This window comes from Rhizobium sp. L43, from assembly GCF_002531725.1.
GTDB lineage: Bacteria > Pseudomonadota > Alphaproteobacteria > Rhizobiales > Rhizobiaceae > Rhizobium.
The window spans coordinates 20,205-44,418 of the sequence record NZ_NWSQ01000036.1; the positions used below are offsets into that span (position 1 = coordinate 20,205).

Annotated in this window: 24 protein-coding genes; 11 read left to right on the top strand and 13 right to left on the bottom strand. The window is 61.6% G+C overall.

The annotated features are described in order from the left end of the window. Positions 1-43 precede the first annotated feature (43 nt). On the bottom strand, positions 44-583 hold the full coding sequence (locus CO667_RS30780) for a Pycsar system effector family protein (protein WP_097621945.1): 540 nt from the start codon (positions 581-583) through the stop codon (positions 44-46). 128 nt (positions 584-711) lie between these two features. Here CO667_RS30780 and CO667_RS30785 point away from each other — a divergent pair, with 128 nt between their 5' ends. After that, a complete protein-coding gene (locus tag CO667_RS30785) occupies positions 712-4,470 on the top strand; it encodes a FecR domain-containing protein (protein WP_097621946.1) in 3,759 nt (1,252 codons plus the stop codon). Continuing rightward, the gene (locus CO667_RS30790; protein ID WP_097621947.1) at positions 4,470-6,434 is read left to right on the top strand and encodes an adenylate/guanylate cyclase domain-containing protein; all 1,965 of its coding nucleotides are present in this window, start codon (positions 4,470-4,472) and stop codon (positions 6,432-6,434) included. The genes CO667_RS30785 and CO667_RS30790 overlap by 1 nt, the downstream gene beginning before the upstream one ends. Positions 6,435-6,910: 476 nt before the next feature. Here the strand turns inward: CO667_RS30790 and CO667_RS30795 are convergent, their stop codons facing one another. Both CO667_RS30795 and CO667_RS30800 read right to left on the bottom strand, forming a co-directional pair. Beyond that, the gene (locus CO667_RS30795) at positions 6,911-7,723 is read right to left on the bottom strand and encodes a methyltransferase domain-containing protein (protein WP_097621948.1); all 813 of its coding nucleotides are present in this window, start codon (positions 7,721-7,723) and stop codon (positions 6,911-6,913) included. A gap of 126 nt (positions 7,724-7,849) precedes the next feature. Continuing rightward, positions 7,850-8,437 (bottom strand): TetR/AcrR family transcriptional regulator, encoded by a 588-nt coding sequence (locus tag CO667_RS30800; protein ID WP_097621949.1) that lies wholly within the window; start codon positions 8,435-8,437, stop codon positions 7,850-7,852. Between the two features lie 139 nt (positions 8,438-8,576). Here CO667_RS30800 and CO667_RS30805 point away from each other — a divergent pair, with 139 nt between their 5' ends. Together CO667_RS30805 and CO667_RS30810 are read left to right on the top strand one after the other, a co-directional pair. Beyond that, positions 8,577-9,134 (top strand): DUF308 domain-containing protein, encoded by a 558-nt coding sequence (locus CO667_RS30805; RefSeq protein ID WP_097621979.1) that lies wholly within the window; start codon positions 8,577-8,579, stop codon positions 9,132-9,134. A 155-nt stretch (positions 9,135-9,289) separates the two neighbouring features. Then, the gene (locus CO667_RS30810; RefSeq protein WP_097621950.1) at positions 9,290-10,270 is read left to right on the top strand and encodes an SDR family oxidoreductase; all 981 of its coding nucleotides are present in this window, start codon (positions 9,290-9,292) and stop codon (positions 10,268-10,270) included. Between the two features lie 140 nt (positions 10,271-10,410). On the opposite strand, the gene CO667_RS30815 is transcribed toward CO667_RS30810, so the two are convergent. Beyond that, positions 10,411-11,301 carry a LysR family transcriptional regulator gene (locus CO667_RS30815; RefSeq protein WP_097621951.1) on the bottom strand — a complete coding sequence of 297 codons (891 nt, stop codon included), beginning with the start codon at positions 11,299-11,301 and terminating at the stop codon, positions 10,411-10,413. A 170-nt stretch (positions 11,302-11,471) separates the two neighbouring features. Between CO667_RS30815 and CO667_RS30820 the strand changes: the two genes are divergently transcribed. Next, positions 11,472-12,368, top strand: coding sequence for a DMT family transporter (locus CO667_RS30820; RefSeq protein WP_097621952.1), 897 nt, complete (start codon positions 11,472-11,474; stop codon positions 12,366-12,368). A 32-nt stretch (positions 12,369-12,400) separates the two neighbouring features. On the opposite strand, the gene CO667_RS30825 is transcribed toward CO667_RS30820, so the two are convergent. Together CO667_RS30825 and CO667_RS30830 are read right to left on the bottom strand one after the other, a co-directional pair. Continuing rightward, the gene (locus CO667_RS30825; RefSeq protein WP_097621953.1) at positions 12,401-12,937 is read right to left on the bottom strand and encodes a GNAT family N-acetyltransferase; all 537 of its coding nucleotides are present in this window, start codon (positions 12,935-12,937) and stop codon (positions 12,401-12,403) included. A gap of 43 nt (positions 12,938-12,980) precedes the next feature. Beyond that, positions 12,981-13,733, bottom strand: coding sequence for a nucleotidyltransferase domain-containing protein (locus CO667_RS30830; RefSeq protein WP_097621954.1), 753 nt, complete (start codon positions 13,731-13,733; stop codon positions 12,981-12,983). Positions 13,734-14,016: 283 nt separating this feature from the next. On the opposite strand from CO667_RS30830, the gene CO667_RS30835 reads away from it, so the two are divergent. Further along, a complete protein-coding gene (locus tag CO667_RS30835; RefSeq protein ID WP_097621955.1) occupies positions 14,017-14,712 on the top strand; it encodes a fumarylacetoacetate hydrolase family protein in 696 nt (231 codons plus the stop codon). 10 nt (positions 14,713-14,722) lie between these two features. Next, positions 14,723-15,253, top strand: coding sequence for a gamma carbonic anhydrase family protein (locus tag CO667_RS30840; protein ID WP_097621956.1), 531 nt, complete (start codon positions 14,723-14,725; stop codon positions 15,251-15,253). Positions 15,254-15,487: 234 nt separating this feature from the next. Here the strand turns inward: CO667_RS30840 and CO667_RS30845 are convergent, their stop codons facing one another. From CO667_RS30845 to CO667_RS30860, 4 genes are all read right to left on the bottom strand, one after another. Continuing rightward, positions 15,488-16,195: an isoprenylcysteine carboxylmethyltransferase family protein gene (locus tag CO667_RS30845; RefSeq protein ID WP_179874255.1), complete on the bottom strand. Its 708-nt coding sequence runs from the start codon at positions 16,193-16,195 to the stop codon at positions 15,488-15,490. 87 nt (positions 16,196-16,282) lie between these two features. Next, the gene (locus CO667_RS30850) at positions 16,283-16,684 is read right to left on the bottom strand and encodes a hypothetical protein (protein WP_097621958.1); all 402 of its coding nucleotides are present in this window, start codon (positions 16,682-16,684) and stop codon (positions 16,283-16,285) included. Between the two features lie 169 nt (positions 16,685-16,853). After that, the gene (locus tag CO667_RS30855; RefSeq protein ID WP_097621959.1) at positions 16,854-17,252 is read right to left on the bottom strand and encodes an ester cyclase; all 399 of its coding nucleotides are present in this window, start codon (positions 17,250-17,252) and stop codon (positions 16,854-16,856) included. A gap of 88 nt (positions 17,253-17,340) precedes the next feature. Further along, positions 17,341-17,916, bottom strand: a complete 576-nt coding sequence (locus CO667_RS30860) for a transglutaminase-like cysteine peptidase (protein WP_097621960.1) — start codon at positions 17,914-17,916, stop codon at positions 17,341-17,343. Positions 17,917-18,106: 190 nt separating this feature from the next. On the opposite strand from CO667_RS30860, the gene CO667_RS30865 reads away from it, so the two are divergent. Next, complete coding sequence (locus CO667_RS30865) at positions 18,107-19,033, top strand: hypothetical protein (RefSeq protein ID WP_097621961.1); 927 nt, start codon at positions 18,107-18,109, stop codon at positions 19,031-19,033. Positions 19,034-19,259: 226 nt separating this feature from the next. On the opposite strand, the gene CO667_RS30870 is transcribed toward CO667_RS30865, so the two are convergent. The 3 genes from CO667_RS30870 to CO667_RS30880 are packed head-to-tail and all read right to left on the bottom strand — an operon-like array spanning position 19,260 to position 21,395. After that, positions 19,260-19,658, bottom strand: a complete 399-nt coding sequence (locus CO667_RS30870; RefSeq protein WP_097621962.1) for a Fur family transcriptional regulator — start codon at positions 19,656-19,658, stop codon at positions 19,260-19,262. Next, a complete protein-coding gene (gene znuB / locus CO667_RS30875) occupies positions 19,655-20,467 on the bottom strand; it encodes a zinc ABC transporter permease subunit ZnuB (protein WP_097621963.1) in 813 nt (270 codons plus the stop codon). The genes CO667_RS30870 and znuB overlap by 4 nt, the downstream gene beginning before the upstream one ends. Then, positions 20,460-21,395 (bottom strand): metal ABC transporter ATP-binding protein, encoded by a 936-nt coding sequence (locus CO667_RS30880; protein ID WP_097621964.1) that lies wholly within the window; start codon positions 21,393-21,395, stop codon positions 20,460-20,462. Before CO667_RS30880 ends, znuB begins: the two co-directional genes overlap by 8 nt. Before the next feature lie 102 nt (positions 21,396-21,497). Here CO667_RS30880 and CO667_RS30885 point away from each other — a divergent pair, with 102 nt between their 5' ends. The 3 genes from CO667_RS30885 (at position 21,498) to CO667_RS30895 (ending at position 24,030) form a co-directional block, all read left to right on the top strand. Continuing rightward, the gene (locus CO667_RS30885; RefSeq protein ID WP_097621965.1) at positions 21,498-22,499 is read left to right on the top strand and encodes a zinc ABC transporter substrate-binding protein; all 1,002 of its coding nucleotides are present in this window, start codon (positions 21,498-21,500) and stop codon (positions 22,497-22,499) included. 146 nt (positions 22,500-22,645) lie between these two features. Next, positions 22,646-23,851, top strand: coding sequence for a zinc metallochaperone GTPase ZigA (gene zigA, locus CO667_RS30890; protein WP_097621966.1), 1,206 nt, complete (start codon positions 22,646-22,648; stop codon positions 23,849-23,851). Next, on the top strand, positions 23,848-24,030 hold the full coding sequence (locus CO667_RS30895; RefSeq protein WP_097621967.1) for a hypothetical protein: 183 nt from the start codon (positions 23,848-23,850) through the stop codon (positions 24,028-24,030). The genes zigA and CO667_RS30895 overlap by 4 nt, the downstream gene beginning before the upstream one ends. The last annotated feature ends 184 nt before the right edge of the window (positions 24,031-24,214 follow it).

The following is a 24,214-nucleotide window of genomic DNA, read 5'->3' on the forward strand; positions in this document are numbered from 1 at the left end:
GGTGCCGGCCAACTGATAAGCCCCAAGCGCCGGCACACCCACCTCACACCGCCACCAACAACAGCACATAAGCAATCACGCTCACCATCAGCCCGCGGAACGCGAAGGTGACGCAGCGATATTTGTTGCGGGCGATTGTGGAGAGGATGTTGGCGTTTTCGAAATATTGGTCGAAAAGGTAGCGCTCGTCGCGCCTGAGTGCCGCCTCGAAAAACATGTCGCGATGACCGGGCCATGCGCCCCAGAACAGCGAGGTCGAAGTGTCCAAGCGGCGCGGCAGCACGACGAGAATGGCCGACAGGATGGAAAAGACCGAAGCTGCGGCAAGCAGGCCCGAGAACACCATGCCGCCCGGCGTCCCGCCGATATAACGTGCCGGGCTGAAAACCGCCCTCACCTCGCTCGAGCTCACCAGGAAGGCGAGCATAAAAGTAAAGATATAGGCAGCCTTTTGATCGGAAATCTTGATCTGATCATAGAATATGTCATTGATTTTCTTGATATGGTCGAAATACTCGACGCCGACATCCATGCTCGACGGCTTGCTCAGCATAATCTCAGTCGCATTTTCAAAATCGCTCACGTGATTACTCCACCCTCAAGTGTTTCCCTGATATTACACTAAGCAAAGAAAGCAAGAACACGTGTGCAGCGCGCTTGACTTTTCTTTTCTACACCGACAAAGGGGAAGCGGGGTATGGGGTTGAGGTCATGCGGGGGCAGTCCAAACACATCTTTCGCGCAGGGGTGGCGCTGGCGCTTGCTCTGCCTGCTTTCGGGCCGCCGGCAATGGCCGATCCCGTGCAGCGCGCGACCCCGGTCGCCGGATCCGTCATCGCCCGCAAGACCGGCGAGGAAGTCCGCTTTATCGACGTATCGAACTGGCGCGTTGTCGACCTGCACCAGGATCTTTTGACCGGCGACGTGCTGCGCACCAATGCCAACGGCCAGCTTGCCATCGTCTTTTCTGACCACACACAAGTCCGCCTCGGCCGCAATTCATCGCTGCAGGTCAAGAAGATGGCGGCAAGCGGCGATACGACGCTGGAACTTCAGTCCGGAACGATCTGGGCGCGGGCGGAGCGCGGCGGGCAAGGCCTGACGGTCGAGACACCTGCGGCCGCAGCCGCCATCCGCGGCACCGACTGGACGATGACCGTCGACGGCGCCAAGACCTCGATGATCGTGCTCGAAGGCCGCGTAGCGCTCAGCAATCCGCAGGGCAGCGTCGAAGTGAACGAAGGCGAAGGGGCCGTCGCCACCATCGGCCAGGCGCCGCATAAGATCATCAGCGTCAATCCTGACGACCGCGAGCAAATGCTCTTCTATCTGGACCTGCGCGACGGCTTCGGCCTGATGCCGACCTCGCCGCTGCGGGCCGATCGCATGGCGACGGAGCGCCGCCGGCTGCTGGCTCTGCCGCCGGCTCGCCGCACGACGGAAGACTGGGTGGAACTCGCCGAGGTGCAGAGCGCCTTCGACGGCCGCCAGGCAGCGGCCGCAACGTTGCGGAACATCCGCGGGCGCAAGCTGACGGTGGCCCAGCAGGCGCGCGTGGACCTGCTCGACGCCACCATCGCCGGCTCGGAAAAGCGTTATGGCGATGCCGCCAAGCTCTTCCAGAGGGCTCTGCCGCATCTCGACCCGACACGCCGCAACATGGCGCAATATGGCGGCTATTTCGCCCGGTCGCTCGCTGATCCCGCCCATGCCGAACAGCCGCCGGCCACTGCGACGGGTCCCTACGGCGCGATCATGCAGGCCTATACGGCAGGCTTCCTGGAAAACCCGCGCGCAGCGCTCGACATCATCAGGAAAGCGGAACGACGCTATCCCGATGATGCGACCCTGCCGGCGATGCGCGCCCAGTTGGCCCAGCTCATCGACGACCGTGAGCAGATGAAGGAAGCGATCGAACGCTCGCTGGCGCTCGACCCGGATCATCCGATGGCGCTCTCCGCCCGCGCCGGCTACAAGGCGGTCTATGAAAGCGACATCAACGGCGCGCTTGCAGACCTGAACCGCGCTATCGAGCTTGCGCCCGGCTCGTCGGGCACGCTGAATTCGCTCGGCCTGCTGCAGGGTGCGCGTGACGCCAACGGCGAGGCGGAAGAAGCCTTCCTCAAAGCGATCGCACTCGATCCGCAAGATCCGGTAGCGCACGCCAATCTCGCCATCCTCTATCTCGATCAGGGGCGCATGAAGGATGCCAAGCGCGAGATCGATGCGGCGCTCGCCGCCGAGCCGGGCTTCGACATCGCCATTCTCGCCCGCGGCCGCTACTACCTGCAGATCGGCGAGCGCGACAAGGCGCTGGAAGATCTGCTCGCCGCCAGTACCGCCAACCCGGCCCATTCTCAATCGCAGCTGATGCTCGCCGCCGCCCATTATGAAAAGGGCGACCGCATCCCCTCCGAGCAGGCGCTCGACAATGCCGACCGACTGGACAACAACGATCCGGTGATCTCAGCCTTCCGCACGGCCGTCGATATCGACGACTACGACGCCGATGGTGCGATCCGCAATGCGCAGGAATTCCTGCGTCGCTCCCGCGCCCGCGGCGGCGATTACAGTGGTCTCGGCGCCAATGCGAGCGCCGGCTCGACGCTGAACAACGCCTTCCTGCTGCAAGGCCTGGATGCTTGGGGCCGCTATTATGGCGATGCCGTCTTCGATCCCTTCGAAGGCAGCGGTTATATCGATCAGTCGATCAGGGGTAGTATCTTCCCATTCGTCAACGCGACGAGCTTCAGCGACGACAATATCATCCAGAACCGGAATAATGCGTCGAGCTACTCGTCCTTCATCCAGGGCCTGCTGCTCTCTCCGCACATGCTGTCCGGCCGTTCGCGCTCGGCATCGCTGTTCGACGTACCCTTCATCGAAGGCTCGCTCGGCGGCGGCATCAACAGCGTCGACGGCCACACGCGCCGCATCGGCGAAGCCGATATCCAGGGCTATTCGAACGCGACCATCCCGATCAGTTTTTATGGCAACCTGACCTGGGAAGAGCTGGCGCTTGATCGCGACTACCGGGATTTCGGCGGCGTCCAGACTGATAATAAACTGCTGAGCGCCAACGGTTACCTGACGGCAACCGTCACGCCTGATGATCGCATAGTGGCCTTCGTCAACCATGGCAAAAACGATGGAACGCTGAACGCACAGACGCAGGGCACGACGCTGACGGATCTGTTCAATTTGGCAGGCATTCCGATCAGGACGACGGTACTGCCGGAATATATCGGCCGCAATGTTGACAACGAATTAACCAATGCCGGCGTCGGCTGGAGCCACACCTTCGCCTATGAAAACATATTGAACGGTGCACTCCTCTATTCGGAGACCAAGTCGCGAACGGCAATCTCTCTTCGGGTCGACGATGCCCTGATTTTACCGCTGCCCGACCCGGACATAATTCCTGTCCTGGACACGGCCGAGAACACCTCCTCTATGACCTACATCGGGGCTCTCAGCCATTCCATCGGCAGCGGGCCGCTGACCTGGCGGTATGGTATCGAAGGCGGCTGGATCGATACCAGCACGACCGTCTCCTCCCGCCTTTATGAACTCGTTCCTCTCGTCCCGCTCATCCCGGAAGCCATCGAAGGTCCGACCACTAGCAGCAACACCGTCAATATCGGCCGCGCCTATGTCGATGTGCTGCACGAGATCACGCCCGATCTCAAGGGCGAATACGCCTTGTTCGCCACGCGCCTGGACGGCGACGGCATCGATATCAGTCGGCTGGAGCCGCGTTTCGGCCTCGCCTGGGCGCCGGTTCAAAACCACTGGCTGCGTGCCGCCTTCATGCGCCAGAGCTTCGATAGCGGAGTGCCGACCCTTGCCCCGATCGGCATATTAGGGCTGCAAGCCAACCAGTTTTCCGCCGATCCGCAAGGCTATACGGATACGGTCGCCCTGCAATGGGATGCCGAATGGACCGACCGCTTCTTTACTTCGGTCGAGTACCAGCATCAGGAACTGCACGATTTCTCGATCGATCTGCCGCTGATCTCGCTTCCATCGGACACCAGCCTGCCGCTCTCGCGCGGTAGCATCGACCGCGCCGCCGTCACCGCCAATGTCGCGCTCGGACACGGTTTCGGTCTTTCAGCCACGTACGCCTACATGGATTCCGAAAACAAGGATCCAGGAACCTTCAACTACGGCGGCAACCTGCCCTACATCCCAAAAAACTCAGGCCAGATCGCGCTGACCTGGGTCAACGAGGCCAAGGTCAAGGCAACGGTGGCAGCCAATTATGTTGGCGAGCGCGATGGCGACGATCTCGGCACCAAACTCGACGACTACTGGAGCCTCGACGCCCACCTGATCTGGGAGCCGTTCGACAAGCGCATGGAATTCGAAGCGGCCGCCTACAACCTGCTCGACGAGGACTTCGAAATCACGCCCGGCGTGCCCGGCTGGGGCCGCGCCTTCAAGGGCACGCTCAAAGTCCGCTTCTGATGCGGGACAAGCCTCGGCAGACCAGGCAGATCACGAGCCGCCATCTCAGGCTGCTCGCGCTGTCGCTGACCACGCTGATCGCCATCTCGCTTCTGTCGCGCCTGCCCGCCTGGTCGCTGCTGGAGCTCAGAAGTTTCGATTATCTCTCGACCGTCGACGATCCCCGCCCGCCGCAAGGCGGACCGGTCATCGTGGCGATCGACGAGCCCTCGCTTGCCGATATCAACGCGCAATGGCCCTGGCCGCGCAGCCTGCATGCCGAACTCATCACCCAGCTGCGCGCCGCCGGCGCTCGCGTCATCGGCCTCGACATCATCATGGCCGAACCCTCGAACCCCGGCAATGACACAGCGATCACCAAAGCCGTCGGCCCGGATATCGTGCTCGCCGGCGACGAAACGCTGATCGAGACGCCGCAGGCCTCGCAACTGATCCGCGCGACACCGCTGCCGCAGCTCACCGAAGCGGGTGCCGTCACCGGTATCGCCTCGATCGATCTCAGCGGCGACGGCATCTTCCGGCGCATTCCGGGCTATGAGGACGGTTTTGCCGCCATGCTGGCGAAGGCGTCGGGAGCGGCCCATGCATCCTTGCCGGCCGGCCAGCTGATCCAATCCTTCGGCCCGGCCCGCAGCTATCCCACCGTTTCGTATTACCAGGCGCTCGACCCCCGGAATTTGCTGCCGCCTGACTATTTCAAGGACCGCGTCGTGCTGGTCGGCCTCAGCCTGCAGAACGCGCCAGCCATCGACAAGGGCGGCGTCGACGCCTTCGCGACCCCCTATACGGTTCACACCGGCAAGCTTGTTTCCGGTGTCGAGGTCCAGGCGACGATCTACGACAATATCCGCCGCGGCCTGTCGATCGCCGAAGCCCGCCTGCCCACGGTTGCCGCTTGCATCCTGATATCGGTGCTGCTGGCCGCCGCCACCGTCTGGCGCTCGACAGGCTGGCTGACGATCGTCACCAGCGCATCCGCCCTCCTCGCATTCGCAGCCGTCAGCTTTGCCGGCATCCGACTTGCCCATGTCTTCGTCTCGCCGCTCGGCCCCACGGTTGCGTATATCTCTGTCGTCTTCGGCCAGGCCGCCTTCGATTATGCCGAGGAGCGCCGCAACAAGCGGCAGATCATCCGCGCCTTCGCCCAATATATCTCTCCCGATCTCGTCCGCCGCCTGTCGAACGATCCCTCACAGCTGAAGCTCGGCGGCGAGCGGCGCACGCTCTCGGTGCTGTTTTCCGATGTTCGCGGCTTCACCACCATCGCCGAAACCCTGAAGGACGATCCGGAGCAGCTGACCGGCCTGATCAACCGGCTGCTGACGCCGCTCTCCGATGTGGTGATGGATCACGGCGGCACGATCGACAAATATATGGGCGATTGCATCATGGCCTTCTGGAACGCGCCGCTCGACGATCCAAACCACGCGCTCCACGCCGTGCGCGCCTCGCTCGCCATGCAGGCGGCGATATCGAGGCTGAACGGCCAGCTGGAGCGGGAGGCGGCGACACGCGGCGCCAAGCCGCACGTCTTGAAGATGGGCGTCGGCATCAACACCGGCGAATGCATCGTCGGCAACATGGGCTCGACCCGTCGTTTCGACTATTCCTGCCTCGGCGACAGCGTCAACCTCGCCTCCCGCCTCGAAGGCGCCTCGAAGAATTACGGCGTGGCCCTGCTGCTCGGCGAGGAGACCGCCAGGCTGGTCACTGAGACCTACATCGTCGTCGAACTCGACCGGATCATCGTCAAAGGCCGCACTGCGCCCTCGCCCGTCTTCACCGTCGTCCACAAGGCCGACGCGGCAGCGCTGGTTGCCCACCAGACCTTCATCGAGGCGAAATATGCCGGCGCGCTGACGCCATCCGACGAGGCCTTCGAGACGCTGGCCGCTGATATTCCCGAGCTTGCAGGCTATTACGCGATCGTGCTTGATGCACTGGCCGCCGACGGCGAGGAATGAGGGTCATGCGCAGACAGCCGCCGCTGCGCCTAGCGGCCGGCGGGCGGATTGGCCAGGATGGGATCAGGTTGGCCTACATTCCTGCTTGATCTCGCGACTCGCCGGATAGAGGTCACTTTGTATTGTCCCTCATCAGGTCTGATGCCGACTTAATTATAGGAAGCGCCGTTTGCCCGAATTCAGCTGTTGGTTTTGCGCCAAGTCCATAGAAGAAGACGATGTTAAAGCCGTGCATATCGAGATATCCAACCTCTGGTTTGTCGGAGAAAATCAACCGACCCAGACATTTTGGGCTCATTCAGGATGCGCGAAGGCAAATCTCAGTCCGATCTACAGGTTTGATCCCGATGATCTCCTCAACCCGCAATAAATAGTCGTGCTGGTTTCTGCTACAGAATGCTGATCTCCGACGATAAGGACACCTGTCGGCTCGAAGCGAACGTGCCGTCGCTATCGATTTGCTTCGGATCCAGCAGCTAGACCACAGCCACGATGACATGTGCCTGAATTTTGGCGGCAACCTCGCCACCACCATGTCTTTCTGCAATCGCGGATGCGGCATAGTCGGTCGCAGCGTCGAGTTTTGTCGGGTCCCGGGCCACGATTTCGTTGCGAAGAAGCGTTCCCTGGCAATAGGCGACGGCCGGAATGCTGGGCGAAAGTGCGCGGCTTTGTTCGGCCCTCGTTTCGATCATCACATGGGAGAAGCCCGCGCCGGTGAGCTCGGAGCGGATCAGCTCCTTGTCGTGATAGCCGTGCGGCGTGCGCGCCAGAAAGCGCGGCGGATCGTCGGGAAAAATCCTGGCGAGAGCATGCGTCACCTCATCGGCAAAGACGTTTTCCTCGATGCGATCCCACACGCTCAGCAAAAAACGGCCTCCCGATTTCAGGACCCGCCTTGCCTCGCGATAGGCCGCCGGACGGTCGGCAAAGAACATCGCGCCGAACTGGCAGCAAACGAGATCGAAGGCCGCATTTTCGAACGGCAGCGCCAGAGCATCCGCCTGGCGCCACTGGATGCGGCTGTCGGGCGCTTGCCGCAAAGCGGCGTAATCGAGCATCGGCTGGTTGAGGTCGGTGACGACATAGCTTGCGCCGGACGGCAGCCTTGGCGCCAATGCACGGGTAACGACGCCGGTGCCGGCGGCGGTTTCCAGAATGGCGCCAGGCGAAAAGGACGCCGCCCGCCCCGCAAGATCCGCAGCGTAGGGCTCGAAAATCAACGGCACCATATAGCGGTCGTAATTTTCCGGAACCGAGCCGGCAAACACCTTGTCCGTCTCCAACATTGCCAACGCCCTCCGTCCGCTGATGGCTTGCGAGACTAGCATGGAATTGCGCGTTTTGGCTCGTTTTCGAGCAGGAGACATCCGACAGCCTATGCGGCCATGCCCGATCTTGGGCCGACAGCCCCTTCAGCGACCCTGTACCCGCAGCCTCGCAACCTCAGGGGCGATGATTGTGATGAACAGTCCGGGATCGCCGAGGGCCCTCGCAGAGAGCATCGCCCCGTGAACCGAGGCCATCAGCATCTGGGCCTGCTGTTCGGGCCGCGTGTCCAGGTAGAACAGCTCCTGCTCGACTCCGGCCTGCAGCACCGAGGTAAGCCATGCCGCGAGACTCTGGAAATGGGCGCGGACGCGGGAGGCGACCTCTTCCGGCAGCATCTGCATTTCGCTGGCGAGCATCGCGCAGAGGCAGAAGGGCTGCGAGGCGTCGCGAATGCATGTGTGCCAATAGTTAACGTAGAACTGCAACTGATCGGCAGGGCTTGCGGCCTGCTCGCGCAGAGACTGCAAACCCGCCTCCGCCTGCTTCCTGTAGCGATCCACCAGGACCGAGACCAGCTCGGCCTTGGTGGGAAAATGATGGTGGATGCTTGCCTTCCTGATGCCGATCGCAAGCGAGATGTCGGCATAGCTGAAGCCGTTGTAGCCTCCCGCCACGATGAGCGACTGCGCGATGTCGAGGATTTTGTCGGACGTCGAAGCCATTGATTTCATGCCGTCGCCTACCTTCTGGTAGGCAGATTGTCAAGCCTGTCGCCGTATCGCTGCCTTCACAAGAAGGTGTGCGCGCGATGCGTTGACTCCGATATTTTGTCTACCTACTAGTAGGATGGCAAACACGAAGGAACTTGCCATGCAAACTCATTCTTCTCTCCAGTCCAACTGGCTGCGATCCTACTATTTCACCCGCGCCGCCTTCTCGCTGATCTGGATTGCCGCCGCCATCCTCTTGTCCGGGCAGCCACGCGCCGCGGCCTTTCTGCTGGTGATCTATCCCTTGTGGGATGCGCTGGCCAATCTGATCGACGCCCGGGTCAATGGCGGCCTGCAGGCCAATCCGTCTCAGACGTTGAATGTCGCCGTTAGCACGGTCACGGCGCTCGCCGTCATCATCGCGCTCAGCAATAGCATCTACGCCGTCCTCGCCGTGTTCGGAGCTTGGGCGATCCTCTCGGGCCTGTTGCAGCTCTATACCGGCGTAAGGCGCTGGCGCACCTACGGCGCCCAATGGGTCATGATCCTGAGCGGCGCGCAATCGGCCCTCGCCGGCGGCTTTATGATCAGCCAGTCGTTTGGCGCCGACGCGCCGACGATCCTCGATATCGTGCCTTATGCCGGGTTCGGCGCATTCTACTTCCTGCTGTCCTCGATCTGGCTCGTCGTCGCTGCCTATCGCAACGCACATGCATAGGCGCTGCCCGGCGGCGGCGATCTGAGATTATTGCCGCCGCCGGTCACCGCTCCGTTCCATGGTCCCGGCGCACGAGATTTGCGGGAGACGACCACTTTCTTTCGCGCTATGAAGAGTGATCACAGTTCCCGCCCATAGACCCCGAGGTCACTCCCATGGCTTTGAAAGTTCTCTTCATTGGCGGCACCGGCCAGATCTCCTATCCGTGCGTCGAGCGTGCCGTGACCGCGGGCCATCATGTCAGCGTCTATAACAGAGGCCTGAGAAGCGCTTCCTTGCCTGCCGGGGTGACCTCGATCGTCGGGGAGCTCGGATCGACCGCCTACGCCGATCTCGCCAGAGCCAATTATGATGTCGTTTGCCAGTTCATCGCCTTCACGCCGGATCAGGTGGCGCGCGACATCGAGCTGTTCTCGGGCAGTTGCGGCCAGTACATTTTCATCTCCTCGGCCTCGGTCTACGAAAAGCCGCCGCGTCACTACGTGATCACCGAGGAGACGCCGGCGATCAATCCCTACTGGCCCTACAGCCAGGCGAAGATCGCCTGCGAGGAACTGCTCAAGACGTCCGGCAATCTCGCCTGGACCATTGTCCGTCCCAGCCACACCGTTCGCACCGGCCTGCCGATCATGATGGGCGACAGCGACATCATGGCGAGGCGCATGCTCGACGGCGAGCCCACCATCGTCGCGGGCGACGGCCACACACCGTGGACACTGACCCGTTCGGTCGATTTCGCCGTACCTTTCGTCGGCCTTTTCGGCAAACAGGCAGCGCTCCGCGAGGTTTTCCACATCACCTCCGATCGCGCCTACATCTGGGACGATATCCAAAAGACGATCGCAAGATTGCTGGGCGTAGAAGCCAAGATCGTCCACATACCGACGGACACGCTGATCAGGTACAATCCGGATTGGATAGGCCCGCTTGTCGGCGACAAGGCCTGGACGGCCATCTTCGACAATTCCAAGGTCAAGCGCGTGGCGGGCGACTTCACTTGCGCCGAGAGCCTGGATGAAATCCTGGCCGAGCCGATCATGCACCTTAAGCAGCGCCTGGCCAAAAGCCGTCCACCAAGGGGTGAGCTCGACGCTCTGATCGACAGGATTTGCGCCGAGCAAAGCGCTCTTGGCTAGAGAAATTCCGAGAAAGTGCGAAGCGGTTTTCCCAGGCAAAGCGCGAAGCGATTTTGCTGGAGAATTGCTTAAAAACAAAAGGATAGAGCGGTTCGGCGCTTCCGTTAAAAGCTGAACCGCTCCAGGCATGTCCCACCCCTTCAGCTCGCCAAGGTCAGGCCGCCGTAACGGCTGACTTCATTCTCGATTTCTGCGACCAGCGTATCGAGCGCGGGATTTCGCGCCTTTCTGGCGCGGCGCACGACATAGGCCAGGGCAGGAGGTGTGGGCAGGCGGTTGGTGATGATTTCCATCTCGGGGCGCAGGTGGCGCCCGTTCAGAAGCGCCACGCCGAGGGCCGAGGTGACGGCCGAGACGATTCCGGCGGCGCTGGCGCATTCGAACACCGTCTCGAAAAGAGTGTCGCCGTCCTGCCCGATATCAAGCGCCCACTGCCGATAGAAGCATTCGTCGTCGAAAGACAGGAATGGAATGGGACCACTTAGCGGCAATGGCAAATCGGGATGCTTCACCCAGTAGAGTTGCTCCCGGAAAAGGACGATATCGGTCGGACGAACCTCATGGGCAAAGATCTGTACGAACGCAGCGTCGAGCTCTCCCCGCTCCAGCATCGCCCTGAGGACCAGACTCATTCTGACCTTGGTGCGCACGGCGACATCAGGGTGGAGACGGCGAAACCGGCCCAATATGCGGGCAAGGTCCGTGCAGGTCGTGTCCTCGGTCAGCCCCAGCGCGATGCGCCCTGCGAGCGGCGTTTTCGTCAGACTGAGAAGCGCTTCGTCATGAAGGCCAAGGATACGCTCGGCATAGTCAAGCAAGTCCTCGCCGGCGGCGGTGAACATGCCCGCGCCCGATTTGCGGCTGAGCAGGTCGCAATCGAGGCTGACTTCGAGGCGCTTGATCTTATGGCTGACGGCCGATTGCGAGAGACCGAGCGCCTCGGCGGCGCGGGTGACCCCGCCGTGACGGCGAACGGACCACAGGACCCGCAACGCGTCTATTTCCAATCGTCGGCTGTTGAATTCGGTCAAGGTGACGCCCTCGGCTCACTGTGTCGCAAAACCCATGCATGGAGCTGGCGGGCCTGACAAGTCGCCATCGACAAAACAATAATTTTGTCATGCCGCGATCGAAATTTGTCATGTGCAATGGCGCATGGCATGGCCTACGCCAAAGCAGAACCTATCGAAATGAGTATGTCATGACCGATCAAACCATCGCCCGGCCCGAGCCGCAACGACATCCTCTCCTCTGGCCTGTGCTGGCGACGCTTCTGGTGATCAGCTGGAGTTCCGGTTTCGTCGGCATCCGCTACGCCAGCGAGGAGGCGAGCGTTATCCTGGTGTTGTTCTGGCGCACGCTTTTGTCGGGACTGATACTGCTGCCCTTCGCGCTGACCATCGGGCCGAGGATGCATCTGCGCAGTGTGCTGGACCAGATGCTGTTCGGCGTGATGTCGGTCTTCCTCTATCTCGGCGGATTCGCACTCGCCATCGAGCAGCGCGTGCCGACGGGGCTGGTCGCGCTGATTTCCGACCTCTTGCCGCTGGCGATTGCGTGCCTGTCGCAACCCCTCCTGGGCGAACGGCTGACATTGCGGCAATGGCTGGGAACGGCAACCGCCGTGGCCGGCGTTCTGCTCGTTTCGCTCGAAAGCCTAAGCTTCGGCGAGGCTCCGCTCTGGGCCTACGGGCTGACGGCCGGGTCGATGCTGGTTTTCGCCCTCGCCTCCGTTCTCTATAGACGGCGGCGCGAGGAGCATATGCCTGTCCATCAGAGCCTTTGCATCCAGACCCTGACCGGCTCGGCCTTGTTTTCGTTCTGCGCCTTCATGCAGGGCAACATGATCCCGCCGATGACTGCCGATTTCGCCACCGGCATGGCATGGCTCGTGCTGATCGCGACCTTTACCGCCTATTCGGTCTATTACACCAGTCTTCGGCTGTTCCCGGTGGCGCAGGTCAGCGCCGCGATCTACCTCAGCCCGCCCGTCACCATGTTATGGGCCTGGGCCCTGTTTTCCGAGCCGCTGACGGCAACGATGTTCATCGGGCTGGCGGTGACATTGGTGGGTGTCTGGATGACCTCGCGAGCGTGAACGCTTGTGCGAATGCGATTGGCATTTGCCATTTAAGTCCGGAAACTGCCGGTGGCGTACATGTTGGTGGGCGCCCCGTGCAGCATCACCTCACGTTCGAAGATAAAACCACATTTTTCGAGAATGCGTTTCGAAGCGGCATTGGCGGAGCGAACCAACCCGATCACGCGATCCGTCTGCAGATCGTCGACGGCAAATGTCAGAGATTCCCTGACCAATTCCGTAGCATAGCCATGCCCCCAGCTTTCAGGTTGCAGATGATATGAAAGGTTGAGGCCGTCGAATTGCTTGGAAACGGTCACACCGCCGAACCCTATCAGCGTACCGTCCGCCTCGACCGCCCAACGCCCGAACCCGTGATCTTTCCAATGGGCGATGTCGCGCGCGAGCCGCGCTGCACTTTCCTCCGGCGTATCGGGCCGGGGCACCGGTCGGTGTGCGACCAATTCCGGTCGCGAAAAAAGTCGCGTCAGGAAATCGATATCCCCTTCCGCGGGAATTCTGAGGCGCAATCTGTCAGTGCGCCTCACTGCGGGCTGCAAGGTACCCTTGAATTTGCTCTCAAGCATCTTCCATCCAATTTTCAAACTCGGCAACGCGATCGATACCAGATTATTCCAGGCGGCGCGCTTCCAGCGGCGCGTCCTGCTTAAACCCCTCGAAATAGCGACCGCCATGCGAGGCAAGCTCCCGATCGGCCAAAGCCAGAAATCGGGCGCCGTCACCCGCCGTTGCCAGCCTGAACGCTACGTCGAATTCGGCTGCCAGTTGTGCGTCGAGCTTCCGCATAAGACGGGGAGCCCACTTCCCCCGGCCGGTCCATGCGCCGCGCCCGAGCAGAATGAGATCGGCGAGCTTTTGATAGAGTAGCGCAGCGATCGCCGCGACCTCTTCGGGCGGGCGCGTTCCACGCAGATCGTCGACGAGATCGGTCACCTGATAGCGCAGCATGTCATAGTTTTCGCCGGCAAGCGGCTTCGGGCCCGCCGCCAGCATGCCGGCCACATTCGCCTGGATGAGGCGCGCTCGCTCGATATCCGGCCCCAATATGCTGCCCGTCGCGACCATATTGCCCATGATGGGATAGCCGCTATCCGCGTCCTGATGGATATAATGCGCCAGCGTCTGCGGATCATGGACGAAGGCCTCGACGGGAAACCCGTCCTCCGTGAACGATTCCCGCCAGGCTCTTTCCAGCGTCGGGAATACGACGACCAGATCGATATCCGAAAAGGCGGTTCCTTCACCGCGTATGAGGGAACCGGTCACAAAAACGAAAGCGGCGCCGGCAAAGCGGCTGGCGACACAGCGACGGCCAGCGGCAAGCGCCCGCTCGGCGAGCATATGTTTTTGGATATCGTCCACGATCTCGTCCTCGAATGCGGGACACGGGCGGCAACAAAAAACCCGCTCGTCTCCGGCGGGTTGGTCTTAACAGCGATGAACGGAATTCAGTTCACGCGTCTACCACCCACCGCGGCGCGGTGGTCGTAGACATTGTCGAAACTGCAAAAATCCTGCTCATATCAAACGTTAACCTGCGACCGTGACACCGTCAAGGACCGAAGCCGGACACCGGGGACGCTTCCCCGGCATGCCGTTTTGCGTCTAAGATGAACGCCAGACTCGAAAACAGGAAGAACCGCCCATGCCCCATCCCGCCACCGTCATTCCGCGTCCCGCACCGGTTCTGCTGCCGGTCGAAGGCAGCGCCGAGCGTTTTCCGGTGCGTCGCGTCTATTGCGTCGGGCGCAACTATGCCGACCATGCGATCGAGATGGGGCATGATCCCAGCCGCGAGCCGCCCTTCTTCTTCCAGAAGAATGCCGACAACCTGCTGCCGGCAGGCAACGCCTTTCCCTATCCGCCGCTGTCATCAGACGTGCATTACGAAGTCGAATGTGTGCTGGCGCTGAAATCCGGCGGTGCGAACATTCCGGCCGCCGACGCGCTCGACTGCATTTACGGTTATGCCGTCGGCATCGATTTCACCCGTCGTGACTTGCAGGGCGAGGCCAAGAAGCTCGGCCGTCCCTGGGAAGTCGGCAAGGCATTCGAACATTCCGCCCCCGTGTCGCCAATCGTTCCGGCAAGCAGCCTCGGCCACCCCGCGCAGGCAAGGATCTGGCTGGAACAGAACGGCAAACGCGTTCAGGACGGCGATCTCAACCAGATGATCTGGAAGGTGCCGGAGATCATCGCCGAACTATCGAAGCTTTTCACCCTGGCGCCAGGCGATATCATCATGACCGGCACGCCCGCCGGTGTCGGGGCGGTTGCCAGGGGCGATCGCATCAATTGCGGCATCGACGGCATCCCCACCCTGTCGGTCGAGGTCGTCTGAGGAGAGAGCCATGCCCGTCTATGCGCTCGGCGGATCGACGCCGAAACTGCCCGCCGCCGGCCTCTATTGGATCGCGTCGGATGCCAACATTATCGGCCAGATCGAGCTCGGCGAGAATGTCGGCATCTGGTTCGGCGCCGTGCTGCGCGGCGACAACGAGAAGATCACAATCGGCGAAGGCACCAACGTCCAGGAAGGCGTGATGGCCCATACCGACATGGGCTTCCCGCTGACAACGGGCAAAGGCTGCACCATCGGCCACCACGCCATCCTTCACGGCTGCACGCTGGGCGACAATGTGCTGATCGGCATGGGCGCTACCATCCTCAACGGCGCGAAAATCGGCAACAACTGCCTCGTCGGCGCCAATGCGCTGGTCACCGAAGGCAAGGAATTCCCCGATAATTCCCTGATCGTCGGAACGCCCGCCCGCGTCGTGCGCATGCTCGACGAGGCGGCAGTCGGAGCCATCCGCCGCTCGGCGGAAAACTACGTCGCCAACTGGCAACGCTTCGCCCGCGATCTCAAACAGATCGGATGATGCTGTCATTCGGCGGGTGGCCAGTCCCGTCCTTCGAGGCCCCTGCGGGGCGTACAAGGATGAGGCTGGAGTGAGGGCAGCGGATGACAGTCGCGAACGCCTCAGCTTGCCAGACACACAGCGCATCCATCAGCCCCCAGCCGCACGGCACTCCGATTGGCCCTCATCCTGAGGCGCATAGGCCAAAGGCCGGAGCCTCGAAGGCGGGGGCGGGTGGCGAAGCCCCCTCTCCACTCACCAGACTCCCGGAATCCAGCGCCAGCGCACACGCGCCATATAGTCCGCATAGCCTTCGAGGCCCTTGCGCAGTTCGGCTTCCTCGCCGAGTGTGCGGCCGAACAGGACGACGACAAGCAGGCCGACGGGGATCAGCGCGTAGAGCGATCCAAGCGACAGCGCCATGCCGGCGCTGAGCACGATGGCGGTTGCGTATCCGGGATGGCGGATTACGGCGTAGGGTCCGGTGTCGATCACCTTGTGGTCGCGGTCGGTCTGAATGCGCACCGTCGGCTCGAAATGCCGGTTGACCGATTGCGCCCAGGTCAGGCCGAGATAACCTGATGTCATCAGGAGATAACCGATGAGGACGACCCAACCGGGCTGCGGTGCCCAGTGGAAACGCCCGTCGTCGAATGCGCCGACCGGAAGAATGGCGGCAAAGAGAATGATCGTCAGCGTCGCCACCACGGCGTCCCAGGGTTTCGTACCCTTCTGGTATCGGCTGCGCGCCGCAAAAAGCTCCGGATTCGTCCGCCAGATCCAGATGACTGCGACAACAGTCAGCACAAGGAACAGGCCGAGAAAAATCCAGCCGCGCGGCCAGTCGAGCGTGCCGGCTGGCCAGAACAACGCGGCAAACATGACCGCAATGGTGATGGCGAGCGATCCGAGCGATGGTGCCGCGGCGAATGCGTGACCGAGCCGAGTGTCTCGCTGCGTCATGATCGCGCTCCGTTCCATTACAGCGCTACGCGTCTTTAGACGCACAGAAGGACGCTGCACCTGGCGGATTTCATCGAAAAAACCGCCCTACTCGGCGGCTTCGAGAAACTGGCTGTTTCGTGAGGAAGCGGCAAGCGCCTGAACCCTGGCTTCGGCCTTGGCGATCAGCTGATAGAATTCGTCCTGCGCTTCGACATCCAGCTGGATGACGGCATTGACGTCGTCGGGCGTATCGCAAACGCAGGCGACCGCCGAAATCGGACAGATGCCGCCGGGATAACGTTTGCCGGTGCCTGTATAGGCGCGGCGGCCCCAACGCTCGGAATAGACCGTCTCTTCCCGCTGGAGATGCAGGATCGTTCCCTTGCAAGCGGTCACGATAGCTGCCTTGCCGTAAGCGAACCAATGATAGTTCAGCTTCCGGAGAATATATTTGCCGGTGATATCTTCGCCAGCCAGCTCGGCAGGGTTTTCAATCATTCTGATCATGACGGCTTCCTCAACGTCTAAACAATATCCGTCATGTCGTCGCCCGCAGCAAGTCGAAAAACGCAGCTTTTGGAGACACTTAGTCACAAAGTGTTTCCGATTCTTACACCAAACACTCGCCGAGCCACCCGTCGAGCACACAATTCTTCGTCGAATTTACCGCAACCTGCTACCGATCGTGACGAAGCTGGACTTCGATCGCCGCCTTGTCGATGACCGACCAGACCTCGACGATCTTGCCGCCGCGAAATTCGTAGATGACGTTCTCAGTGAAGGAAATCTGCCTGCCGTTCAACTCGAGGCCGAGGAACTTTCCCTTCGGCGTGCAATCGAAGCCCAACCGGCAAGCCACGTAAGGCGGGTCGGCGATCAGCATCAGCACCTTGAAATAAAGGTCTGGAATGTCATCGAAGTCCCGCTCGAGCAAGGCGACGTAACCCGACAGCCCGAGCCGCCGGCTGTTATGAACAGCATCGTCGCCGACGAACTGCCCGAGATTGGACCAGTCCTGCCTGTTCAGGCAGGCGATGTAGCCGCGATATATCTCCGCGAGTTCGGTTTTCGTCACACGATCGTCCTGGCTAGGGCTCTCAGGCAAAGATAGCGCCGGGATCTGCACTTGCCAGCGGCGAGCGCGCCGCCTCGATAGTTTCACTTCAGGAGAACTCACCTGCGCGGGGACCAGCAAGCGTCACGCGCCAACCCGTTCGCGATTGGAAATCCTGGGTGGCCAGAAATGTATAGCCGGTCATGCGCCAGGGCTTCACGCCGCCGGTCAGATTATCGAGCACATAATCGCCGCGGTCCGTCCGGGCAACGAGAACGACGTGGTTTTGATCATGCGGTCCGATGACCACGGAAAGCGCCAACCTGTTCGATGGATAACCAGCCTCGATCAGGTCCTTCATCTTCTGGAGGGCGTAGTCCTCGCAGTCGCCACGGCCGGCAACCGGCAGAGACCAGACATCCCCGTTTCCGGAAGACGAGCGATCTTCTGCCGAAACGATACGTCCGTTTACGGCATGATTGACCTTTTGAAGCAGCGCAATCGCAGCCTGCTCGTCCAACTGTTGCACCGCCACCCTGCCGCACAGCCACTTGTACTTGGCGCAGGCCCCGGCGAATCCCACCGGCGCTCCGATGCTTCGCGTCACAGGCAGAGACGATCCGGCAACTGCTTGAAAATGCGGAATAATCACCAAAAAGGCAGCAAGAGAAAGGAGACGCTTCATAGCCGATTCCCTCTGTTCGTAACGAGAGAATAACACAGTCAGTATAAAATTTATTAAAATTTTATACTTGAGAATTTAACTGTATTAGATGATTGAAACAGATTAACCATTCTTTGTTCTTCGTATTAATTCATCGTTAGTATAAATGATCTCCCAATTAACATTCGGTTAACCTTGGGAGATGAGTGAAATGATCAGCAGAGCATCGAAATTCGGCCTTGCCGTTGCTTCCCTTCTGGCAAGCAGCAGTCTGGCAACGGCCGCCCCGACGGTCGTTAACTGCAACACCGCGGTTCGCGGCACACTCGAATACAGGCTGTGCATGCCGACCAGAGCAATTCAGGCCGATAGCAAGTTCAGCCCGAACGACAGCGATCACGGCAGCCAAGGTATTGGCGGCGGCAAGAAGACATCCAACACCGGCTCGGTCGCCAGCAATGGGAATGATGGCGATGACGGTGATGGCAAGAGCGGTGGCAGCGGCGAAGGCGTTGATCAAGGCGACGACACCGGTGGAGATCAAGGCGACGACACTGGTGGAAAAGATCAAGACCCCGGCAAGGATGGCCACCACGGAAAAGATGACCACGGCGGCAAGGATCGCGATGATCACGGCGGCGGCAAGGGCGGAAAAGACCGCGACCACGGCAAGGATGGCAAGGGCCACCACGGAAAGGACGATCACGGCGGTAAGGACCGCGATGATCACGGCGGCGGCAAGGGTGGAAAAGACCGCGACCATGGCAAGGATGGCAAGGGCCACCACGGAAAGGACGATCACGGCGGCAAGGGTGGCAAGGACAAGGGTGACAACGGCGGTCCCGGCAAGAGCGACAACGACGGTCAGGGCAAGAACGACAACGGCGGCCAGGGCAAGGGCGACGACGGCGGTCCCGGCAAGAGCGACAATGGCGGCCAGGGCAAGGGCGACGACGGCGGTCCCGGCAAGAGCGACAATGGCGGCCAGGGCAAGAGCGACAACGACGGCCAGGGCAAGGGCGACAATGGCGGCCAGGGCAAGAGCGACAACGACGGCCAGGGCAAGAGCGACAACGACGGCCAGGGCAAGGGCAAGGGCGACAATGGCGGCCAGGGCAAGGGCGACAACAAGGGCTGACCTAATGCCGGCCGGGATTAAACTCGACCAGCGAAAGATTGCAAAAGATGAGGCCGGTTTCCGGCCTCATCTTTTGTCACGTTGAGTTGCCGTCGGCTCCACCGCTTTCAGGAAGATAATTTTTGCATGCATGGAATCCATTCACCGCGCGGACGCCGGTGAATGGTTTCCTGCGACAAGCGCAGCAATGAGGGAGGTGAAGCGACCTCATTCCGGCCCGCGCGTCTTACGCCGCACAGGCCTCGCACAGACCGCGGATCTCGATCGTCGTCTTTTCGGGCTTGAACTTCTGCGCGCGCACCCAGGCCATCAGGCGGTGGTCGACTTCATGATCGTGGAACTCCATCACCTGGCCGCAGCTTTCGCAGATGGCGAAGGCGACGATGCCGTGGCTGTGGCAGTCGTCGCCAGGATGGGCGCAGGCGACGAAGGAATTGATGCTTTCCAGTCGGTGCACGACGCCGTATTCGAGCAGCTTTTCCAGCGCCCGGTAGACCTGCAGCGGCGCGCGGAAACCATGGTCGCGCAGCTTGTCGAGGATGGTGTAGGCGCTGAGCGGGCCTTCGGCCTTTTCGAGCACGTCGAAAACCAGCGACTGGTTCTTGGTGAGCTGCGGTGTCGTCATGAGCCTTGTCCTTGCATGACCGCGCGGTGGCGCCGGGGAAGCAGGCTGAGAATGAAGAGGATCAGCGCCGCGACCACGATCGAGGGACCGGAGGGCGTGTCGTAGGTGAGCGAGCCGAACAGCCCGCCGACGACGGCGGCCGCCCCGATCAGCGAGGCGAGCACCGCCATGATCTCCGGCGTCGACGAAAAGCGACGTGCCGCGGCTGCCGGGATGATCAGCAGCGAGGTGATGAGCATGATGCCGACGATCTTCATAGCGATGGCGATGACGACGGCCATCAAAAGCATGAAGAACAGTCGCGCCCGCTCAGGTCTAAGCCCCTCGGCTTCGGCAAGCTCGGCATTGACGGTGGCCGCCAGGAGCGGCCGCCACAGCCAGGCCATCGCCGCGAGCACGAAGAGCCCTCCGCCCCAGATCAGCGTAATGTCGGTCGTCGAGACGGCAAGGATATCGCCGAACAGGAAGGCGATGAGATCGATCCGCACCCAGCTCATGAAGGCGACCATGACGAGACCGATCGCCAGTGTCGCGTGCGAGAGGATGCCGAGCAGCGCATCGGCCGACAGCGCCTGGCGCTTCTGCAGGAAAAGCAGCAGCACCGATACCAGGGCGGCGACGGCGAAGACGGCAAGCGTCAGGTTCAGCTCGAAGAGCAGCGACAGTGCGACGCCCAGCAGCGCCGAATGGGCGATCGTATCGCCGAAATAGGCCATGCGCCGCCAGATGATGAAGCAGCCGAGCGGCCCCGTCGTCAGCGCCAGCCCGACACCGGCAAGGATGGCGCGCACGAAGAAATCGTCAAGCATGGCGATCTCCCGCTGTATGCTCATGGGCGTGCGGATGAGCGTGGTCATGTCCAGCATTCCCGTGGTCATGTCCGGCATGCTCGTGGTCATGATCATGACTGTGGTCATGCGCATGATGGCCATCGTCGGCATGGCAATGATCGGTGACCGTGCCGTCCGCGTGCTGTACGCGCCCATCCGGCAGATGCGTATGATCGTGGTGATGGCTGTAGACGGCCAGCGTCTGCGCCGCCCGGCTGCCGAACAGGCGCACATATTCCGGGCTGCGGCTGACGGATTCGGGCGTGCCGCGGCAGCACACATGACCATTGAGGCAGATGACGGTGTCGGTCTCGGCCATGACGACGTGGAGATCGTGCGAGATCAACAGGATGCCGCAGCCGCTGGCGTTGCGGATCGACTTGATGAGATCGTAGAGGGCGATCTCGCCGGAGAAATCGACCCCCTGCACCGGCTCGTCGAGCACCAGCAGATCCGGTTTGCGGGCAATGGCGCGCGCCATCAGCGCCCGCTGGAATTCGCCGCCGGACAGGTGCTGCACCTCGGCATCGAGCATATGGTCGATGCCGGCGGCTTCGAGTGCGGCGCGCATGTCGCGCTCGGGCAGCGGGCCGGTCAGCGTCATCAGCCGGCGCACCGAAAGCGGCAGCGTCCAGTCGATCGTGAGCTTCTGCGGGACATAGCCGACCTTGAGGCCGGCCTTGCGTTCCACCCTGCCCTCGTCGGGCTTCAGCACGCCGATCGCCGCCTTGGCGCTCGTCGACTTGCCGGAGCCGTTCGGCCCGATCAGCGTGACGATCTCACCGCGCGACACGGAAAAATCGACGCCCCGCACCAGCCAGCGGCCGTTCCTGAGAACGCCGACATTTTCAAGCGAAACCAGCGGTTCGGCCCTGATACCACCGGGGGTCTTTGCGGGAGAGAGCATCAAATTTTCCGAAAGTGCTGTTGCGTCCTGCTATTGCACACGTTATAGCATAACGCAATTGATGTAATAACATAACAATTGTAATTCAAGGGAAGCATACCGATGCAACGTGCCTTGAGGTCAGCCCTCAACATGCCGGCTCTCGCAATCATGGGCGTCGCAATCCCCGCCTTGTTCTTTGCTGGAACGATACGAGCAGCCGATGCGCCTGTCGTCGTCACCTCGATCAAGCCGATCCATTCGCTGGTTTCGGCGATCATGCAGGGTGTCGGCGAACCGGAGCTGATCGTCGATGGCGCCGCCTCGCCGCACACCTACAATCTCAAGCCCTCGAACGCCCGCGCTTTGCAAAACGCCAAGGTGATCTTCTGGGTCGGCCCCGGCCTCGAAGCCTTCCTCGAAAAGCCGCTGCAGGCGCTGGGCTCGGACGCCAGCGTCGTCGAACTCGACAACGCCCCGGGGCTGACCAAGCTGCCTTTCCGCGAGGGCGGTGCTTTCGAGCCGCATGATGACGGGGATGCCGCGGAGCACGAAACTGCTTCCGCCGATGGTCACGATCATGCCCCTGATGACCATGACCACGGCGCCTTCGACACGCATCTCTGGCTCGACCCGATGAATGCCAAGGCGATGGCCACCATGATCACTACGACGCTGGTCGCCGCCGATCCCGCCAATGCACTGACCTATCAAGGCAACGCCAAGGCGCTCGACGATAGGCTGGATTCGCTCGATGCCGAGATCAGGGGCATCGTCGCTCCCGTCAAGGACAAGCCCTTCATCGTCTTCCACGATGCCTACCAGTATTTCGAGCATCGCTATGGCATCCGGGTCGCCGGCTCGATCACCGTCAGCCCGGAAACTATTCCCGGCGCCGAGCGTGTTTCGGAAATCCACAGCAAGGTCGGGCAACTCGGCGCAACTTGCGTCTTTGCCGAACCGCAGTTCGAGCCGCGCCTCGTCGATGTGGTCATCGAAGGCACGCGGGCCAGGTCAGGCGTGCTCGACCCTGAAGCCGCAACGCTCAAGGCTGGCCCCGATCTCTACTTCACCCTCATGCGCGGCATTGCCAACAGCATGAAGGGCTGCCTCTCCGGCGCATGATCGTCATGCGCCGCGCTGCGCGTCCTGCGGGACACGCGGCGCTGTGGAGAAAGCCGAAGCGGAAAGAGGCGGACACCCCCGTTCCGCCTTTTTTCGGCGCAATGCATGTAATGATATAACATTAATAAAAAACCGATGAGGTTCCCATGGACAACAGACTTCCCGTCACCGTGCTTTCAGGCTTCCTCGGCGCCGGCAAGACGACGCTGCTCAACCATGTACTCGCCAATCGCGAGGGTCTGCGCGTCGCCGTCATCGTCAACGACATGAGCGAGGTGAATATCGATGCCAGCCTGGTGCGCGACGGTGGCGCCAATCTCTCGCGCACCGAGGAGCAGCTTGTCGAGATGACCAACGGCTGCATCTGCTGCACGCTGCGCGACGACCTTTTGAAGGAGGTGCGCGATCTCGCCACCCAGGGCAGGTTCGACTATCTGCTGATCGAATCCACCGGCATCGCCGAGCCCCTGCCCGTCGCCACCACCTTCGAATTCCGCAACGAGGACGGCCAGAGCCTTTCCGACCTCGCAAGGCTCGATACGATGGTGACGGTCGTCGATGCCGCCAATCTGCTCGCCGATTATGCCTCGGCCGATTTCCTCGCCGACCGCGGCGAGACGGCAGGCGAAGGCGACAACAGAACCATCGTCGATCTGCTGGTCGAGCAGATCGAATTCGCCGATGTCGTCGTGCTGAACAAGGTCGGCACGGCGAGCGAGACGGAACGCGACGCCGCGCGCAAGATCATCACCGGCCTCAACCCGGATGCGAGACTGATCGAAGCCGATTTCGGCAAGGTGGCGCTCAAGGAGGTGCTCGGCACCGGCCGCTTCGATATCGACAAGGCCGAGACCCATCCGCTCTGGTACAAGGAATTGCACGGCTTCCGCGATCATGTGCCGGAGACCGAGGAATACGGCATCCGCTCCTTCGTCTATCGGGAAAAGCGGCCCTTCCATCCGGCAAAGCTGCAGGCTTTCCTCGACAAGACTTGGCCGGGCGTGGTGCGCGCCAAGGGCTTCTTCTGGCTGGCGACGCGGCCGCATCACGTCGGCGAGATCAGCCAGGCGGGCGCGATCGTGCGCACCGGCAAGATGGGCCTGTGGTGGGCGGCGGTGCCGCGCGAACAATGGCCTGAGGAACCAGGCTTCCTCAGCGCCATCGGCCCCTATCTCGACCCCGTCTGGGGCGACCGCCGCCAGGAAATCGTCTTCATCGGCGCCGACCCGATGGACGAGATCTGGATCAGGAAGGAACTCGACGCCTGTCTCATCAGGACGGATGTCTTTGTACCGGAGCGCTGGCGCAACCTGCCCGACCCCTTCGCCAACTGGAACCGCCAGGCAGCATGAAGGCGACGGCAATCAAACCCTACCGCTGCTTCTGCCAGGAATGCGATCCTCTGCCGCCGATCGAGGGGCTGCATCCGCTGACGCATGAGCCGGACGCTGAGGCGCCGCGCAAGACCAAGGGATTGCTCGGCATCATCGCCGATCGGGTGATGCCGCGAGCCGGAACGACGGGAGGATAGGCGAATGGCGTCTCCCCGACAAAGCGCGCTTGGTTTTGCAGTCTCCTCCCGCCACCATACCGCGCCCATTCCGCTAAGCTGCAGAAGTCTGGCAAGAGCCTCACCTCTATCTCCCTCATCCCTGTGCTCGTCACAGGGATCCAGCGCGCCCAAGTCCTTGGGCGCGGAAGACTCTTGTCAAACC

Coding starts and splice junctions, on each gene's coding strand:
- CO667_RS30785 (WP_097621946.1), top strand. CDS start 712: ATGCGGGGGCAGTCCAAACACATCTTTCGCGCAGGGGTGGCGCTGGCG.
- CO667_RS30790 (WP_097621947.1), top strand. CDS start 4,470: ATGCGGGACAAGCCTCGGCAGACCAGGCAGATCACGAGCCGCCATCTC.
- CO667_RS30795 (WP_097621948.1), bottom strand. CDS start 7,723: ATGTTGGAGACGGACAAGGTGTTTGCCGGCTCGGTTCCGGAAAATTAC.
- CO667_RS30800 (WP_097621949.1), bottom strand. CDS start 8,437: ATGAAATCAATGGCTTCGACGTCCGACAAAATCCTCGACATCGCGCAG.
- CO667_RS30805 (WP_097621979.1), top strand. CDS start 8,577: ATGCAAACTCATTCTTCTCTCCAGTCCAACTGGCTGCGATCCTACTAT.
- CO667_RS30810 (WP_097621950.1), top strand. CDS start 9,290: ATGGCTTTGAAAGTTCTCTTCATTGGCGGCACCGGCCAGATCTCCTAT.
- CO667_RS30820 (WP_097621952.1), top strand. CDS start 11,472: ATGACCGATCAAACCATCGCCCGGCCCGAGCCGCAACGACATCCTCTC.
- CO667_RS30825 (WP_097621953.1), bottom strand. CDS start 12,937: ATGCTTGAGAGCAAATTCAAGGGTACCTTGCAGCCCGCAGTGAGGCGC.
- CO667_RS30835 (WP_097621955.1), top strand. CDS start 14,017: ATGCCCCATCCCGCCACCGTCATTCCGCGTCCCGCACCGGTTCTGCTG.
- CO667_RS30840 (WP_097621956.1), top strand. CDS start 14,723: ATGCCCGTCTATGCGCTCGGCGGATCGACGCCGAAACTGCCCGCCGCC.
- CO667_RS30845 (WP_179874255.1), bottom strand. CDS start 16,195: ATGACGCAGCGAGACACTCGGCTCGGTCACGCATTCGCCGCGGCACCA.
- CO667_RS30850 (WP_097621958.1), bottom strand. CDS start 16,684: ATGATCAGAATGATTGAAAACCCTGCCGAGCTGGCTGGCGAAGATATC.
- CO667_RS30860 (WP_097621960.1), bottom strand. CDS start 17,916: ATGAAGCGTCTCCTTTCTCTTGCTGCCTTTTTGGTGATTATTCCGCAT.
- CO667_RS30865 (WP_097621961.1), top strand. CDS start 18,107: ATGATCAGCAGAGCATCGAAATTCGGCCTTGCCGTTGCTTCCCTTCTG.
- CO667_RS30870 (WP_097621962.1), bottom strand. CDS start 19,658: ATGACGACACCGCAGCTCACCAAGAACCAGTCGCTGGTTTTCGACGTG.
- znuB (WP_097621963.1), bottom strand. CDS start 20,467: ATGCTTGACGATTTCTTCGTGCGCGCCATCCTTGCCGGTGTCGGGCTG.
- CO667_RS30880 (WP_097621964.1), bottom strand. CDS start 21,395: ATGCTCTCTCCCGCAAAGACCCCCGGTGGTATCAGGGCCGAACCGCTG.
- CO667_RS30885 (WP_097621965.1), top strand. CDS start 21,498: ATGCAACGTGCCTTGAGGTCAGCCCTCAACATGCCGGCTCTCGCAATC.
- zigA (WP_097621966.1), top strand. CDS start 22,646: ATGGACAACAGACTTCCCGTCACCGTGCTTTCAGGCTTCCTCGGCGCC.
- CO667_RS30895 (WP_097621967.1), top strand. CDS start 23,848: ATGAAGGCGACGGCAATCAAACCCTACCGCTGCTTCTGCCAGGAATGC.